Source organism: uncultured Methanobrevibacter sp. (assembly GCF_902801725.1).
Classification (GTDB): Archaea; Methanobacteriota; Methanobacteria; order Methanobacteriales; family Methanobacteriaceae; genus Methanocatella.
This window is the reverse complement of the sequence record NZ_CADCJB010000011.1, coordinates 12,640-28,714: the sequence shown is the minus strand read 5'-3', so window position 1 is coordinate 28,714 and position 16,075 is coordinate 12,640. Positions and strand designations below refer to the sequence as shown.

Here is a 16,075-nt window from a genome sequence, read left to right as displayed (position 1 = left end):
AATATAAACCATCACTAATCGCTATTTTTTAAAAATTAAAATTTTAAGAAATATATTTGTAAAAATAATTAATATAATCAGTTATTTAAATAAATAAAATAAAATACGAAGAAAAATTTTTAAATTTTTGACCGAAACCTTTATATAGTAAAACATACAATCTTATATTTGTCAAAATACAATAAAGTTACAAAAAGTAACAAAAAGATTTTGACCATTACAATCATTTATATAATAGCCATACAAAGGAGATGATAAAATGGCAAACGAAATTACACTAAAAGTTGCAGAAGCAATTTCACAAAAAGATGTTGGCCAAGGCGTAGCAAGACTTGACCCGAATGTCATGGATGACTTAGGCATTCGTGAAAGAGATTTAATCGAAATCGTTGGTGATAGGCGAACTGCCGCCATTGCTCTTCCTTCACAAACCGATATTGGTCTTGGAGTTATAAGAATTGATGGGTTAGTACGTAAAAATTCCGGAGCAACAATCGGCGGAGAAGTAACAATCAAAAAAACTCAAGCGACTGAAGCAAAAAAAGTTGTTTTAGCCCCAATTGAAAACAACATCCGTGTCCAAGGTGATGTTAGAGGATTATTTGCCGGAAAAGTAATGGTTCAAGGAGACATCATCGGATCACAAATCAGAGCATCAAGACCAAGCATGGGTTTTAATAGCCTATTTGATGAGTTGATGGATTTTACACCGGCAATGAAAGAAATCAAATTTGCAGTAGTTTCAACAAGTCCAAAAGACATTGTTATTGTCGGTCCTAATACTGAAGTTCAATTACATGAAACTCCTGTTGACGTAAGCAAAATAGAAGGTGTCGGAAACCTTGTAGATGTAAGCTATGAAGACATCGGAGGACTCAAAGAAGAGGTTAAAAAAGTAAGGGAAATGATTGAGATTCCTCTTAAAAGACCTGAACTCTTTGAAAAATTAGGCATTGCACCACCAAAAGGAGTATTGATGCACGGTCCTCCTGGAACAGGTAAAACATTACTGGCAAAAGCAGTAGCCAGCGAAAGTGATGCACATTTCATTGCAATAAACGGACCTGAAATCATGAGCAAATATGTGGGCGGATCTGAGGAAAACTTAAGGGAATACTTTGAGGAAGCCGAAGAAAACTCACCTTCAATCATATTCATAGATGAACTTGATGCAATTGCTCCAAAAAGAGAAGAAACCAACGGTGAAGCTGAAAGAAGAACCGTTGCTCAACTTTTAACTTTAATGGATGGTCTTAAATCCAGAGGACAGGTAGTGGTTATCGGTGCAACCAACAGACCAGACTCTCTCGATCCAGCACTCAGAAGACCTGGAAGATTTGACCGTGAGATTGAAATTGGAGTGCCTGATACTGAAGAAAGAAAAGAAGTACTGGAAATCCACACAAGAAACATGCCACTTGCAGATGATGTTGACCTCGACAAAATCTCAAACACAACACATGGATTCGTCGGAGCCGATCTTGAATCATTATGTAAGGAAGCGGCAATGAGAGTAGTCAGAAGAATCTTACCAGAAATTCAAAACGATGAAGAAATCCCAAAAGAGGTCATGGAAAAAATCGTCGTTACAGGGGACGATTTTAAAAACGCGCAAAAAGAAATACAACCTTCCGCTTTAAGAGAGGTTCTCGTGCAAATTCCAGATATCAAATGGGATGATGTAGGAGGACTAGAAGATGTGAAACAAGAATTAAAAGAAGCTGTTGAATGGCCACTGAAACATCCTGAAACATTCCAACGCTTAGGAATAAGGCCTCCAAAAGGAACCCTCCTTTACGGAATTCCAGGAACAGGTAAAACACTTCTTGCAAAAGCGGTAGCCAGTGAAAGTGAAGCAAACTTCATTTCAGTCAAAGGCCCTGAACTTTTATCAAAATGGGTTGGTGAATCCGAAAAAGGAATACGCGAAGTATTCAGAAAAGCAAAACAGGCAGCACCTACTGTGATCTTTTTCGATGAAATCGATGCAATAGCAAGTACCCGCAGCGGCAACGATGGAGATAGCGGTGTCACAAAAAGAGTTGTTAACCAATTGCTAACTGAAATGGACGGTTTAGAAGAATTAGAAGATGTGGCAATCATCGCCGCAACCAACAGACCGGACATTCTAGATGCAGGCCTTATGAGACCTGGAAGATTTGACAGACACATACAAGTAAAAGAACCTGATGAAGAAGCAAGACTTGCAATCTTTGAAGTGCACACAAAAGATATGCCTTTAGCAGACGATGTCAACCTCAAAAAATTAGCTAAACACACCGAAGGATATGTCGGGGCAGATATTGAAGCAGTGTGCCGTGAAGCAGCAATGCTCGCATTGAGAGAAAACTTGGAAACCACCGAAATCTCAAACAAATACTTCAAAGAAGCCAGCGAAAAAGTGAAGCCTGGAAATAAAGACGAAGAACAGTTAGTTCAATATATGTAAGGAAGAAACACCCCAATTTCTTCCTTTTTCCTCCCTTAATTTTTAAAGAACTTTCTAACCATATTTAGTGGGAAGAACAGACCCTTCCCACACAACCTCCAAACCACCATTATTATTTTAAAAACAGATTGACTATTTTTTTGGCAAAATTTCATTCGGAGGTAATTTTCCTCGATTGTGATAGTACTGTGGTTTATAGGTAATGAACGGAAATCTGAACTTGCCAACACCATATTTAGGATTGTATCCAAAGATATTAATGTATTCCTCAAGGTCATCACGTTCCAATTTTAATTCCTGAGTGACACTATACAGCGCTTTTGTATCATCAATTGCCCTGTGGAAATTAACTTTTTCAACACCATAATGCTCAACTGCATCAACAAGCTTGTGAGGATAATCCATTCTGTCTTTTAAAACAGTCAATGTATCCAGCCACTGTATATTTCCAACAATGTCTTCTGCTTCATCTGGATAATGCCTTTTTAGGAGGAAATAAATAAACGACAGGTCAAATTGGGCATTATGAGCAATCATTATTGTGTCTTCAGTTAATTTTTTCTTCAAATCGATTGCAACGGTTTCTTCGCTTCGCCCTTCTTCTGCCAGCATCTCGTTTGTAATTCCTGTCAGACTGATGATTTTAGGTGAAAGCGCCTGGCCGATATTGATGAATTCATCATATTCCTCAACAATTTCCCCGTCAACAACTGTCAGCATTGCAAGCTCAATAATTTTGCAATTTCTGCAATTCAGTCCACTTGTTTCCGTATCAAAATATATAACCTTCATATCTAACACTTAAAGCAATTTGTGTGGAGCGTCATCCTTATTTCTCGGATACTCGTTAGTAGTCAATGGCTTGTTGATATGCTCAAGTCTTGCATCCAACAGTTCACGCCCTTTTTCACTTGCGCAGAAAATCGGAACCTTAACACCATAATAGTATGGCTTATGTTCATCCGCATAATCTGAAATGGCCTTGGATGCGCATGCAGTTACAATGTCTGAATTTTCAAAAAGCATTTCAACTTCATCCGCAGCGATGCCTGTTGTATGGGCCACAAATATGTAAACATTAACGTCATCACCCACAGGATAACTTCTGATTTCCTCAACCATCGGACACGGCAGTATTGTGATTGCGATATTTTTAAATCCCTTTTCAACAGCCAATTTTAAACCTTCAAGCTGATTTAACTCTGCAGTTTCAGGGTCGAGAACTGTACTGCCTTTTTCTTCCAGTCTCCTTATGACATCAGGAATCGGAGTTGTGCTTACAAGACCTGACACTCTTCCGCCCACTCCCTGCACAACGCGAGGACTGGTCATCAGCAGTGTTCCCGCACCGTCACATGCTCCGACTACACAGTCTATGCTTCCTTTCTCCATGTTGGTTTTTAGTATTTCAGATATCCCTACAGTTACTGCATCATCCATTTCAATTACCCTGTCGGGAGTGCACATTCCAAAATCTTCGATTCTGAAATTAATGTTTTTACGGATGAATTCCTCATTCAGTTCGTCTACCTTGTGCATTGCATGAAACATTGGACAGTATTTCATTTCGGATTCGCCGACTTCTGTAATTTCACCATTTTCAATTACAACACGAACTTTTCCCAATGTTTCGATAACATGTTTGTCTTCAAGCATATTAACCACCATATTTAATTAATATTATTAAACATCAAATTATAAAAAATTAATTCTATATACTTGAACGAACAATATTATTAATGATTAGTCAACATGAGGGATAAATTTGACTCAAAAAAGTGAAGCTCAAAAAGGTAGCATCACTCCAGAAATGGAGTTCGTTGCGCAAAAAGAGAATATTGATGTAAATAAACTAGCCAGATTAATAGATAAGGGATTAGTGGTAATTCCTAAAAACATATACGGAAAGTCAAAACCTTGCGGTATTGGAGAAGGCCTTAAAACAAAAATCAATGCAAACATCGGATCATCATCCAAAATTGACGACATTGAACTTGAAATCAATAAGGCAAAACTGGCACAGGAATACGGTGCTGACGCATTGATGGACCTGTCAACCGGTTCTGATTTGAAACTTTTCAGAAAAAAAATCATGGATGCAGTAGACATCTGCATTGGAACTGTTCCGATTTATGAAGCAGGCGTAGTGACACTTGGCAAAAACAGGGAAATAATCGATATGGACCCTGACGATATCTTCAAAGCAATTGAAAACCAGGCCAAGGAAGGCGTTGACTTTATGACCCTCCACTGCGGCATTACAAAAGATCTTGTTCAAAAGCTGAAGGACGCCAACAGAATGATGGGAATTGTGAGCCGTGGAGGAACATTCATGGCATCCTGGATTAACCATAACGACCAGGAAAACCCATTGTATGAAAATTACGATTACCTTTTAGAGTTATCCTATGAATACGACATTACCTTATCATTAGGCGATGGCTTAAGGCCTGGCTGTCTTGCAGACGCAAGCGATATCCCTCAAATTCAAGAACTTGTAAATTTAGGCACTTTGGTTAAAAGAGCACAGGACGCCAATGTCCAGGTAATGGTTGAAGGACCAGGGCACATGCCCCTCAACCAAATCAAGGCAAATATGGAGATTCAAAAAACAATATGCCACGGAGCACCATTTTACGTTTTAGGTCCTTTGGTAACAGATATCGCACCAGGTTATGACCATATTACAGGAGCAATTGGAGGAGCTATTGCAGCAACAGCAGGGGCTAATTTCCTATGTTACGTGACTCCTGCAGAACATTTATCCCTGCCTAGTCTGGAAGACGTGAAGGAAGGAGTCATTGCATCCAAAATTGCTGCTGAAGCGGCAGATGTTGCAAAAGGACTGGATTCTGCATGGACTCATGAGCGTGCAATGGCAAAGGCCAGAAGAGAATTCGACTGGGAAGCCCAGTTCGACCTCGCCCTTGACAAGTCCAAGCCTAGAAAGTACAGGGACAAATGCGAACTTGACGATAATGAAATGTGTGCAATGTGCGGAGAATATTGTGCTGTAAAAATAGCCAAAGGAGACTTCTAATGAAATATCAGGAACTGGTAGACGTTTACTCAGCTTTAGAAGCGACTACAAAAAGGCTTGAAAAAACGGAAATAATATCCGAATACCTAAAAAAATTAGATTCAGACACTATTGAAAAGGTAGGATTGCTTATTTTGGGAGTCGTATTTCCTGCATGGAGCTCAGAAGAAATAGGAATAGGTGGAAAACTGGTTGAAAGGGCAGTAGCTGAAGCTGTTGGAACCACACAAGCTGCAGTTGAAGATGCAGTTCGTGACGAAGGTGACATCGGTCTTGCATGCATCAAGTTATATGCAAAAAAATCCCAAATGACCTTTTTCTCACAGCCCCTGACCATTGATTTTGTCTTCAACAGCCTTCGAAAACTATCTCAAATCAGCGGGTCACGCTCAACAAACCGTAAGATTGCAATCATCCTTGAGCTATTATCACAGGCAAGCGCAACAGAAGCGAAATATTTAACCCGTACAATCACTGAAGAGCTTAGAATCGGTGTGGGTGATGGTGTTGTTCGCGATGCAATAGCCCAGGCATTTGACATTGACAAGGCTATTGTCGAAAGAGCCCAAATGCTTACCAATGACTTTTCCGTTGTTGCAAGGACTGCTAAAGAGGAAGGTGAAGCAGGTCTTAAAAAACTTAATTTAACACCTGGAACACCTGTTAAACCAATGCTTGCACAGCTTGCCCCTCCTCTTGATGAAATCATTCCTGAAATGGGCGAGGCAATATGTGATACAAAATATGACGGTATCCGACTTCAGGTTCACAGGAAATCTGATGAAATCAACATATTTACACGGAGACTTGAAAACATTACACATGCACTTCCGGAAATTGTCGAACTGTTCGATGAACACCTGCCTCATGAAGACTATATTGTAGAGGGAGAAGTAATAGCTACAAGAGATGGAAAACCTCTGCCTTTCCAGAATATCCTGCATAGAGTAAGAAGAAAGCACAATGTTGAGGAAGCTATGGAAAACGTTCCATTAAAAGTATTCCTCTTTGATGTGATGTATTACAAAGTTCCAATGATTGACGAACCCCTAAAAATTAGAAGAAAAACCTTGGAAAACATTGTAGACACCACTGTTGACGAAATGAACTTGAGTACAATGAAAGTTGGAACTTCCGACAATATCGGCGAGGTCCAGAAACTGTTTGAAACATCAATTAATGAAGGCCATGAAGGAATCATGATTAAGGATGCATCAGCACCATATATTCCAGGTTTAAGAGGCAAAAAAATGCTCAAATACAAGGCAGAACCTGAAACCCTTGACATGGTCATTGTAGGAGGAACCTACGGAATCGGAAAACGGGGCGATTTCGTCGGATCATACTTAGTAGCTTTAAGAGACGAGAACGACGATTTCAAGACCGTGGCCTATGCTGCAACAGGTCTGGATGATGCGACACTGGAATATTTAACCGGTAAAATGAAGGAACTTGAAATTTCAACCAAAGGCCGTGAAATTACAGTTGAACCGAAGATAGTGCTTGAAATAGCATTTTCTGAAATCGTGGAATCACCTGAATATGAAACCGGCTACTCCTTAAGATTCCCAGTTGTTAAAAATATAAGAAAAGATAAAAGTCCTATGGACGCAGATACCGTTGAAAGGTTAATTTCCATGTACAATACTGGAAACTAAATTTCAGGCAATTTTCTAACTTTAAAAATAAGTGTTCTCGTAATTGGATAAATTATAATTTTGCAAATTGTTTTGAACAATGCTTGTGCCACTATCATCAAAAGCAGTGCTTCCAAAGGCATTGTTGCAAAAAAAATCCTATGAAAAGGAATACCAATGCATCCAAACCTTCACCAAAAAGCGTTGATAATATAAGGGAGTTTTCAAAAAATACTGCATTTCAGATAAATTTTAAAGATTGAAATCCTATCGACTATTTTTACTTTGAAAAATAATAGAATCTTATGGAAATTACAGATGACAAATTATTAAGAATAGCTTTAATAACTTCTCTTATAGGAATTATCGGTCTGATAATATTTACTCCAACAATTGAAGTTAAGGAAGTTGAAATAAAAGACATCAATCGTGGAATGATTGACGAGGAAGTGAAAATCAGTTGTGTTGTTCAGGACATATCCCAATCAAGCTCCAAAAGCAGTTATTTTTTAACTATCAATGATGGCACCGGTCAAATGCCATTAATCATCTTTGAAAGTCAGGCCGCAGAGATCCAGTCTAATAATTTTGACATCAATGACTTTAAAGATAAAAAAGTTGAAGTTGTCGGAAAAATTACCGAATACAATTCACAGCTGGAACTAATTTTATCTTCGGGAGACAGTCTAAAAATTGCCAGTTAAATGAATAGATATTTATTAATCAAAATCCAAAAATATTATAAAATAAACTTTTAAGGATTTAATAAAATGTCTGATAAAAAACGATTATTTGGAACATTTGGAGTTAGAAGAACTGCAAATGATGTTTTAACTCCGGAGTTCGCATCAAGACTTGCTGCTTGTTATGGAACTCAGATTCAAGGTACTGTGGCTGTCGGTGGAGATACAAGAACCTCCAGCCCAATGTTAATGGAAGCTGTTAAAGCTGGACTTTTATCATCCGGATGTGACGTTGTGGATTTAGGAATATTGCCAACACCGGGTGTTCAATATGCCGTTCGCAAATATTATGACGGAGGAGTGATGATTACCGCTTCACATAACCCTCCAAAATATAATGGCCTTAAATTTTTAGATGAATTCGGTATTGGAATTCCTGATGAAATGGACCTTGCAATTGAAAAGTTATACTTCGACAGTGAACCTAAAAGAGCTCATTGGTCCGAGATTGGTCAAATATATAAAAATGACAAGATAATTGACGAATACATTGATGAAGCAATCTCCAAAGTCGATGCTGATGCAATCCGGGAAGCGAATTTGAAAGTTGTAGTAGACTGCGGTTCCGGAGCAGGATCATATACCGCACCCTACCTGATTAGAAAGCTCGGATGCGATGTGACAACCCTAAACTGTCAGGCTGACGGATTTTTCCCTGGCCGTGACCCTGAACCTATTGAAGAAAACTTGCAGGAACTAATAAAGGTCGTCAAAGAGCTTGATGCTGATATAGGTCTTGCACACGACGGAGATGCTGACAGAACCATTTGCATTGACGAGAACGGAAACTTCGTTTTAGGAGACAAGACATTCACTCTTGTTGAAAAACAAATGCTTAAGGAAAACAACGGAGGAATCATCGTCACAACCGTTGCAACTTCACAGGCAATTTATGATATCGCTGAAGAATACAACGGCGAAGTAATTGCAACTGCCGTTGGAGATTTGCTTGTAGCTCGTAAGCTTAAAGATGAAGATGGTCTTTTCGGTGGCGAAGAAAACGGCGGGTTAATCTTTCCGGACTTCGTTTACGGAAGAGATGCAGTAATGACTGTTGCAAAAATTCTAGAAACAATAGCTAAAGAGAAAAAGACATTATCAGAACTGGTTTCAGAGCTTCCTGTTTATTATTCAAGCAAAATGAAAATCGAATGTAGTGATGACCAGAAGCAGGACGTCATGAACAGCATCGCTGAAGAGATTAAAACTACAACTGATTTCGAGCTTGACTTGACAGACGGTGTTAAAATCCTTAAAGAGGATGGCTGGGTAATCATCAGGCCATCCGGTACAGAACCAATTTTCAGATGCTTTGCGGAATCCGACTCACAGGAAAAAGCTGATGAAATGACCGAGTGGGGAATGAGCTTAATTAAAAAATACAAAAAATAGTTTAACTCCACCCATCACCAACTTTTCTTTTAATTAAATTAAATTTTCGATTGATTAAAAAACATATCGCATATATTAACCTAATTTTAAAATCACTTACATCAAAAATAAAATAACTGATAAAAAAAATTAATGATTCTGATGAGGGCAATCTATATCTTCAAAGAAAAACAGTTACAAGTATTCCAAACACTCTTCCTTCAGGAAGAATGCATCCTCATTATCGGGATTTCTAAGCAATACCATATTGAAGCTCTCTATAGCCTCTTCAAATTTGCCCAATTCCATCAGCACCACACCTTTATTGAGCAAAAAGTCAATGTTGTACTTTTCAAGGTCAATGGCTTTGTTAAAGCATTCCAATGCTTCATCATATTTTCCCAAATCAATGAATGCATTGCCCATTCTATTGATGGCTGAAGCATCCATTTCAGAATCATCCAGACAAACTTCAACAGCTTTGTTGAAAGATTCAATAGCTTCTTCAAGCCTGCCCATATCAGTCAGCAGGTTGCCTCTGGAATTCCACACTTCAGGATTTTCACTGTCAATGACAATAAGCTTATCGTAAACCCTCAACGCCTGGTCATACCTGCCCAGCATCTCCAGAATAAATCCTCTCCAATAAAGAACAATCGGACTGCTAGGAGCAAAATTATAAGCGATTGTACTTGCCTTGTATGCTTCATTAATATTGCCGGAATTTAAAAGGGCGATCGCCTTGTTGTTTAGGATATACTCATTGTCAGGCTCTATCTTCAATGCCTTGTCATAGCATTCAATTGCGTCAATGAACCTGCCCAATCTGGACAAGTTATCTCCCTGCTTGTTAAGTAAATAAACATCATTTGGATCCAGTCTCAATGCGGCGTCATAGCACATTGTGGATTTGTCAAACTTACCGCTGTCAAAAAGAATATCGGCTCTTTTCATTATCATGGCCTTTTCATCTATCTTGTCACCTTTCCAGTCATCGACATTAAGCTTTTCAAAATAGATTATTTGGAACTCTTCGGACTTGTCAATTCTTCCGCCGTACATCTTTTTGAATTCCCGAAGCATATCGTTAGCATCCTTGAATCCTTCCTGTATGGCCAGTTCCTCATTGCCTTCAATTTCACTGAACGGAATGTTCTCCACATCAGTAACAATAGCTTCAAAGATCTTCATCTTTTCTTTGGAAACCAAATTCCAATAGCAATATAATCTGTCGCCTTTTTTAAGAGGAGTCTTCCAGGTTTTGCGTATAGTCCTGGTTTTCTTACCTGTAATAACATCAATATCATTACTTGAAAAGGATAAGATTGGCAATTTGACACTTCCATTTAATTTTTAATAATCTGCTCTCCGAATTCCGCGCTTTTTACCTTGACCTTACCGTCGAAATTGTCTTTGATTTCCTCTGCCAGTTTTCGCAAATCATGAGGATTTGGAACCTCGACCTCCTCCAGTGCAGGGTCAAGGACATTTTTATTTCTGAACTGCTGAATGGTATAAACGTCACCTTCAATTTCATCCACAAGATTGAAGATATCCTTTTTGGTGTGCAATGTCGGAACATAGGTTGTTCTCAGTTCCAGATGGACATTTTCATCACAGTTGATTAATTCCATGGATTTCTTAACTTTAAAGCCGACATTTGCGCCTGTGATTTTCTTGTATTTCGAGAATGTTGTTTTTACATCAAGTGAAACATAATCCAAAAGTCCAAGATCCAGAAGTTCCTGTATCTTTTCCGGATAGATTCCGCTAGTGTCCAATTTGGTTTTAAGACCGATTTTTCGAACATGCTTAAGAATTTCGATTACAGCATCTGTTTGAACCAGCGGCTCACCGCCAGAAATTACAACAGCATCCAAAAAATCTGCAGATGAATCTATTTCAGATTTTACCTTATCCAAGGACCATTCAGTATTATCCTCCAACAATTCTACATTGTGACAATATCTGCATGCCAGCGGACATTTGGACATGAAAATAACCAAAGACATGTTTCCATGAAATTCCACTGAGGATATTACAGTTCCACCGATATACATTTAATTTAAAACCTCTTTCATGATAGCTATAAATTTTTCATCTTCCTCAAGGGTGCATATGCTGATTCTTATCCAGTATTCATCCAATCCCTTGAAGGAAGTGCAATCCCTAACAATAATTCCACGTTTCATAAGCTCCAAAGCCAATTGGGATGCAGTAAATCCAGTTCCTTTAATGTTCATTAGCATGAAATTGGATTTTGACGGAAATACATTAAGTGAATCAATTTTTGACAGCTCATCGTATAGGTACTGTCTTGACTCGATTCCCTTTTCTATTGACTCTGCAATGTATTTCTTGTCCCTGAATGTATTGAGGGCTGCAACAAAAGACAATCTTGTAAGTGAAAACACCGGCTTGATTCTGTGCATATATTCTATAATCTCTTCACATGCCAGACCATAGCCTATCCTCATTCCGGCAAGACCTAACACCTTGGACATTGTTCTGATGATGAAAATGTTATCGTATTCATTAATCAAATCCTTGTTTGTGACTTCAGAGTATTCGAAGTAGGCCTCATCGATTACAACCAGGACATCAGGATTTTTTGATGCAATGTCTGCCAGGACTTCCTTATCTATCAGAGTCCCTGTAGGATTGTTGGGACTGCACAGGAAAATCATTTTTGTCCTGTCGGTGATTGATTCGAAAATGGATTGCACATCCAATTCGTTTTTATCCAAATTCCATTTTGCATAAACCGGATGAGCGCCATATTGCTGCAGCAGGTATTCATAGTACATATAGGATGGAAGAGGAACTATGAATTCATCTCCTTCATCTATGAATGTTTTTGCCAACACATCGATTATTTCATCAGCCCCATCCCCTCCGATGATGACCTGGGATTCGTCGACATCACTATACTTGGCAATTTCACAGATGAGTTCCTTGAGTTGGGATTCGGGATATCTGTTAATCGATTTGATTTCCTTTTCAATAGCTTCCATAGCCTTTGGAGATGGTCCCCACGGGTTTTCATTAGAACCCAATTTAATAATTTCATCCTTATTTAAGTTGAATTCCTGTGCGATTTCATCCTGTGATCTTCCAGGAACATAAGAATCCATTTCATCTACAATTTGTCTTGGTTTCATATTTTAATCTTCCTTATATTGCTTAGAAAGTTTTACGTAATTGTCTGCATTATTTTGAATAAGTTTAATTTGCTCTTCGCTGACTTCCTTGATGGCTTTAGCTGGAATGCCCAATATCAAACTGCCTTCAGGAAATTCCTTTCCTTCGCTTACAACAGCGCCTGCACCCACTATTGAATTTTTTCCAATGTGTGCGCCGTTCAATACGGTGGCATTCATTCCAATCAAAACATTGTCATCCAATCTGCAGCCGTGAACAACAGCACCGTGTCCCACGGAAACGTTTTTTCCAATTTCTACCGGAAAACCTTTAGTACAATGAACAACACAATTATCTTGGACATTAGAATTGTCTCCAATTGTTATTGAGTCAGTATCTCCTCTTAAAACGGCTCCATGCCAGATGGATACATCTTCACCTAATTCAACATCACCAATTACTTGTGCGCCAGGGCATATTACAATAGAGTCTTTTTTATTTTCCATAATATCGCCAATTTATTTTTTCTTATTTTTATCTTGTAGGATATGATTTTGTTTTACCAGTACACGTGTATCGGAGGGTACATCATCATATAACAAAACCCCAGAACCGATAGTGGAGTTATGGCCCACTTTTACACCAGGAGAGAAACTGGAGTTAATTCCAGTCTTTACTGAATCTCCGATGATGGAACCCAGTTTACGTCTTCCACTGTCTATCATCTGATTTTTGATTTTGGTTTTTACTGAACGATTGTCAAATCGCAGGTTTGCAATGTTAGTTCCTGCAGCTATATTACAGTTGGATCCTATTACGGAGTCCCCCACATAACTCAAATGGCTAACATTGGTATTTTCCATGACAATTGAATTTTTAATCTCTACAGCATTTCCCACATGGACATTATCTCCAAAGTAGGAATTGCCACGAATATAAGAATTAGGACCTATATCACAGTTTTTACCGATGTAGACATTTCCTTCAATGTAAACGCCTGAACGGATAATACTTCCTTCATCCAGAAATATTTCACCATGGACATGGACTCCGTCTTCGACAACACCCCTAATTTCTGTTTTGAGTTGACCTATCAATTCTTCGTTAACTTCAATCAATTCCCATGGACGGCCCACGTCAATCCAATCCTTGTTGGTCTTGTGGCCAATTACTGTTTTGCCGTCAGCAATCTGCATTGATAGGGAATCTGTGATTTCGTATTCTCCTCTCTCGGAGATTTCAGTCTTTTTAATCTTGTCGAAAATGTCCTTATTGAAAATATAAATTCCTGTATTTACCAAATTGCTTGGAGCTTCATCCTTTTTAGGCTTTTCTACAATATTTTTAATATTTCCATCTTCTATTTCAACAACACCGAATGCTGAAGGGTCTTCCACTTCAGTCAAGACCATTAACGTGTCAGGATTCATATAATTGTATTTTTTAATAATCTCATGTATGATTTCATCATCAAGAATAATATCCCCATTCAAGACAATCAGACTGTCTTCAATGAAGTCTTCACCATATGAAATTGCGTTTGCAGTTCCCAGGAAATCCTTTTGAGTTTTATAAGTTATGTTAACGCCGAAATCACTACCGTCACCAAAGTAGTCACGAACCATTTCTTCCTTATACCGTACAATTAATAGAATATCAGTAATCCCATTGTTTCTTAGTGATTCAATATTATACTGTATAATTGGTTTTCCGGCAACCGGCAACATGGTCTTAGGCTTAGTCAATGTTAATGGCCTCATTCTGGACCCTTCGCCAGCACTTAAAATTATTGCTTTCATTTTATATCCCCTTTATAAAATTTTCTTATAATGATATATGTTTAACTCTTTACTTATTAATTAACTTTCCTAAAAAAATAAGTAATTTTAAATATGAGTTAGAATAGAGTCAAAATATAATTAGCTATTATTCATAATAGTGAAACTTAAAAGGAGATTGTAAAAATGACTGTATATGTTTGTTTACACTGTGAATACAGATTTGATACAGAAAAAGGTGACCCTGCATACAACATTCCTGCTGGAAAAACTCCTGCAGACATGCCTGATGATTGGGTTTGCCCAGAATGTGCTGCTCTTGGAGTAGAAGCATTTATCGTAGAAGAAGAATAATTCTTCTTCTCAAAACTATTTTTTAATTTTTTCAATACCTTTACATTTCTATTTTTGACTATTAAATTCTGTGAAAAATATATTCCAAAAAATTAACTGCATCAACCATTATCAGTTTGCAATGACATCAGGTATTCGAAGCTTTGCATATTAAAGGAACATGAAAATTCATGCTCCTCACTAAAAATTAATTAACTTGAAATTATCGCTAAAAATAACATCTACAAATTTTCATTAATGATGTCCACGCAAGTCTTTTTGATGGATTCCGCACGATCTTCACTGCGGGACTCCAATGTTATTCTTATGTAGTCTTCTGTTCCGGATGGCCTTACAAGCACCCAACTGTCATCTTCAAAGGTCAATCTTACACCGTCGATTGAATTTACATCACTGATGTCATCAAAAGCGCCCTTAAGCAATTCTTCCATGTTTTCCATTACCTTGATTTTAGCCTCTTTTGAGCAGGTTATCTTTTCACGGATATTTGGATATGAAGGTATTTCAGCCAAAAGCTCTGATAATTTTCCTTTATTTGAAACAAGCTCGGCCATTCTCAAACCGGACAAAATTCCATCAGGACACATGCAGAAGTCTGGGTGCAACCATGTTCCGGACGGTTCTCCACCGAATGCAGCACTTTCCTCAATGATAACCTCAGCCACATTCACATCACCGACAGGAGTTCTGAACACTTTTCCATTTACGGATTCATCCATACACAGTCCTGCATCAACAGTGGTTACAACATCCCCGTCGAATTCTTTTGATATCAATGCCAAGAGTGAATCAAATGGTGAAATATTTCCGTTTTCATCAACAGTAATCATCCTGTCCGCATCACCATCGTGAGCTATTCCAAGATCTGCCCCAATAGCTACAACAGTTTTCATTAATGTCTGAAGGTTTTCAGCATTTGGTTCAGGGTTTCTTCCAGGGAAAAATCCGTCAGGTTGTGAGTTGAGTGTTGTTACTTCGCATCCTGCTTTTCTAAATACTAAAGGTGATATTTCGCTTCCCGCACCGGATGCGCAGTCAATGACAACTTTCAGACCTTCCTTAATGTCAACCATGTCCACCAAAGCATCAATGTATTGACCTTTGATTTCTTCATTAAAACTTAAATCACCCACCTTATCCCAGGCGACTGAAATATAATCTTTATTGGAATAGATTTCTTCAATTTCCGCTTCCTGAGAAGATGTGTATGCCATTCCATTTTTATTCCATAATTTTATCCCATTATATCTGGAAGGATTATGTGATGCTGTAAGCATGATTCCTGCATCTGCATCCAATTTTTCTGTGGCATATCCAACCAATGGTGTTGGAACCATGCCTATTTTGACCACATCAACACCGCTTTCCAAAAGTCCGGCGCAAATTGCCTGGTCTAGCATTTCATTAGTTGTTCTTGTATCATATCCAAGCACAACTGTACCTTCATTGCCCAAGTAGTATGCCAGGGATTTACCTACATTCAACGCAAGTTCACATGTTACTTCAGAACCTATTAATCCTCGGATTCCTGATGTTCCAAAAAGTTTTTTAGCAGCCATGCA

Annotated in this window: 14 protein-coding genes; 6 read left to right on the top strand and 8 right to left on the bottom strand. The window is 38.3% G+C overall.

Annotation, left to right across the window (positions count from 1 at the left end):
* Positions 1-259: 259 nt before the first annotated feature.
* A complete protein-coding gene (locus tag QZV68_RS03305) occupies positions 260-2,449 on the top strand; it encodes a CDC48 family AAA ATPase (RefSeq protein ID WP_296878567.1) in 2,190 nt (729 codons plus the stop codon).
* A 132-nt stretch (positions 2,450-2,581) separates the two neighbouring features.
* On the opposite strand, the gene QZV68_RS03300 is transcribed toward QZV68_RS03305, so the two are convergent.
* Entirely contained in the window at positions 2,582-3,241 is a 660-nt protein-coding gene (locus tag QZV68_RS03300; RefSeq protein ID WP_296878565.1) for a PolC-type DNA polymerase III, read from the bottom strand.
* 9 nt (positions 3,242-3,250) lie between these two features.
* Entirely contained in the window at positions 3,251-4,105 is an 855-nt protein-coding gene (locus QZV68_RS03295) for a methanogenesis marker 8 protein (protein WP_296878564.1), read from the bottom strand.
* 109 nt (positions 4,106-4,214) lie between these two features.
* Between QZV68_RS03295 and thiC the strand changes: the two genes are divergently transcribed.
* The 4 genes from thiC to glmM (QZV68_RS03275) all read left to right on the top strand — a co-directional run bounded on the left by thiC (position 4,215) and on the right by glmM (QZV68_RS03275) (position 9,261).
* Entirely contained in the window at positions 4,215-5,489 is a 1,275-nt protein-coding gene (thiC, locus tag QZV68_RS03290; RefSeq protein ID WP_296878561.1) for a phosphomethylpyrimidine synthase, read from the top strand.
* The gene (locus tag QZV68_RS03285; protein WP_296878559.1) at positions 5,489-7,147 is read left to right on the top strand and encodes an ATP-dependent DNA ligase; all 1,659 of its coding nucleotides are present in this window, start codon (positions 5,489-5,491) and stop codon (positions 7,145-7,147) included. Before thiC ends, QZV68_RS03285 begins: the two co-directional genes overlap by 1 nt.
* A gap of 284 nt (positions 7,148-7,431) precedes the next feature.
* The gene (locus QZV68_RS03280) at positions 7,432-7,830 is read left to right on the top strand and encodes an OB-fold nucleic acid binding domain-containing protein (protein WP_296878557.1); all 399 of its coding nucleotides are present in this window, start codon (positions 7,432-7,434) and stop codon (positions 7,828-7,830) included.
* 66 nt (positions 7,831-7,896) lie between these two features.
* Entirely contained in the window at positions 7,897-9,261 is a 1,365-nt protein-coding gene (glmM, locus tag QZV68_RS03275) for a phosphoglucosamine mutase (protein ID WP_296878555.1), read from the top strand.
* Positions 9,262-9,435: 174 nt separating this feature from the next.
* On the opposite strand, the gene QZV68_RS03270 is transcribed toward glmM (QZV68_RS03275), so the two are convergent.
* The 5 genes from QZV68_RS03270 to glmU are packed head-to-tail and all read right to left on the bottom strand — an operon-like array spanning position 9,436 to position 14,180.
* Positions 9,436-10,572, bottom strand: a complete 1,137-nt coding sequence (locus QZV68_RS03270; RefSeq protein WP_296878554.1) for a tetratricopeptide repeat protein — start codon at positions 10,570-10,572, stop codon at positions 9,436-9,438.
* A gap of 14 nt (positions 10,573-10,586) precedes the next feature.
* Complete coding sequence (locus tag QZV68_RS03265) at positions 10,587-11,300, bottom strand: anaerobic ribonucleoside-triphosphate reductase activating protein (protein ID WP_296878552.1); 714 nt, start codon at positions 11,298-11,300, stop codon at positions 10,587-10,589.
* Positions 11,301-12,401, bottom strand: coding sequence for a histidinol-phosphate transaminase (hisC, locus tag QZV68_RS03260; protein ID WP_296878550.1), 1,101 nt, complete (start codon positions 12,399-12,401; stop codon positions 11,301-11,303).
* 3 nt (positions 12,402-12,404) lie between these two features.
* The gene (locus QZV68_RS03255; protein ID WP_296878548.1) at positions 12,405-12,887 is read right to left on the bottom strand and encodes a gamma carbonic anhydrase family protein; all 483 of its coding nucleotides are present in this window, start codon (positions 12,885-12,887) and stop codon (positions 12,405-12,407) included.
* Positions 12,888-12,899: 12 nt separating this feature from the next.
* On the bottom strand, positions 12,900-14,180 hold the full coding sequence (gene glmU / locus QZV68_RS03250) for a bifunctional sugar-1-phosphate nucleotidylyltransferase/acetyltransferase (RefSeq protein WP_296878546.1): 1,281 nt from the start codon (positions 14,178-14,180) through the stop codon (positions 12,900-12,902).
* 165 nt (positions 14,181-14,345) lie between these two features.
* Here glmU and QZV68_RS03245 point away from each other — a divergent pair, with 165 nt between their 5' ends.
* The gene (locus QZV68_RS03245; RefSeq protein ID WP_292881905.1) at positions 14,346-14,513 is read left to right on the top strand and encodes a rubredoxin; all 168 of its coding nucleotides are present in this window, start codon (positions 14,346-14,348) and stop codon (positions 14,511-14,513) included.
* Between the two features lie 221 nt (positions 14,514-14,734).
* On the opposite strand, the gene glmM (QZV68_RS03240) is transcribed toward QZV68_RS03245, so the two are convergent.
* Complete coding sequence (gene glmM / locus QZV68_RS03240) at positions 14,735-16,072, bottom strand: phosphoglucosamine mutase (protein WP_296878544.1); 1,338 nt, start codon at positions 16,070-16,072, stop codon at positions 14,735-14,737.
* Positions 16,073-16,075 lie beyond the last annotated feature (3 nt).

Bases quoted from the DNA above. Each gene is read 5' to 3' on its own strand.
- QZV68_RS03305 (WP_296878567.1), top strand. From the start codon at position 260: ATGGCAAACGAAATTACACTAAAAGTTGCAGAAGCAATTTCACAAAAA.
- QZV68_RS03300 (WP_296878565.1), bottom strand. From the start codon at position 3,241: ATGAAGGTTATATATTTTGATACGGAAACAAGTGGACTGAATTGCAGA.
- QZV68_RS03295 (WP_296878564.1), bottom strand. From the start codon at position 4,105: ATGCTTGAAGACAAACATGTTATCGAAACATTGGGAAAAGTTCGTGTT.
- QZV68_RS03285 (WP_296878559.1), top strand. From the start codon at position 5,489: ATGAAATATCAGGAACTGGTAGACGTTTACTCAGCTTTAGAAGCGACT.
- QZV68_RS03280 (WP_296878557.1), top strand. From the start codon at position 7,432: ATGGAAATTACAGATGACAAATTATTAAGAATAGCTTTAATAACTTCT.
- glmM (WP_296878555.1), top strand. From the start codon at position 7,897: ATGTCTGATAAAAAACGATTATTTGGAACATTTGGAGTTAGAAGAACT.
- QZV68_RS03265 (WP_296878552.1), bottom strand. From the start codon at position 11,300: ATGTATATCGGTGGAACTGTAATATCCTCAGTGGAATTTCATGGAAAC.
- hisC (WP_296878550.1), bottom strand. From the start codon at position 12,401: ATGAAACCAAGACAAATTGTAGATGAAATGGATTCTTATGTTCCTGGA.
- QZV68_RS03255 (WP_296878548.1), bottom strand. From the start codon at position 12,887: ATGGAAAATAAAAAAGACTCTATTGTAATATGCCCTGGCGCACAAGTA.
- glmU (WP_296878546.1), bottom strand. From the start codon at position 14,180: ATGAAAGCAATAATTTTAAGTGCTGGCGAAGGGTCCAGAATGAGGCCA.
- QZV68_RS03245 (WP_292881905.1), top strand. From the start codon at position 14,346: ATGACTGTATATGTTTGTTTACACTGTGAATACAGATTTGATACAGAA.
- glmM (WP_296878544.1), bottom strand. From the start codon at position 16,072: ATGGCTGCTAAAAAACTTTTTGGAACATCAGGAATCCGAGGATTAATA.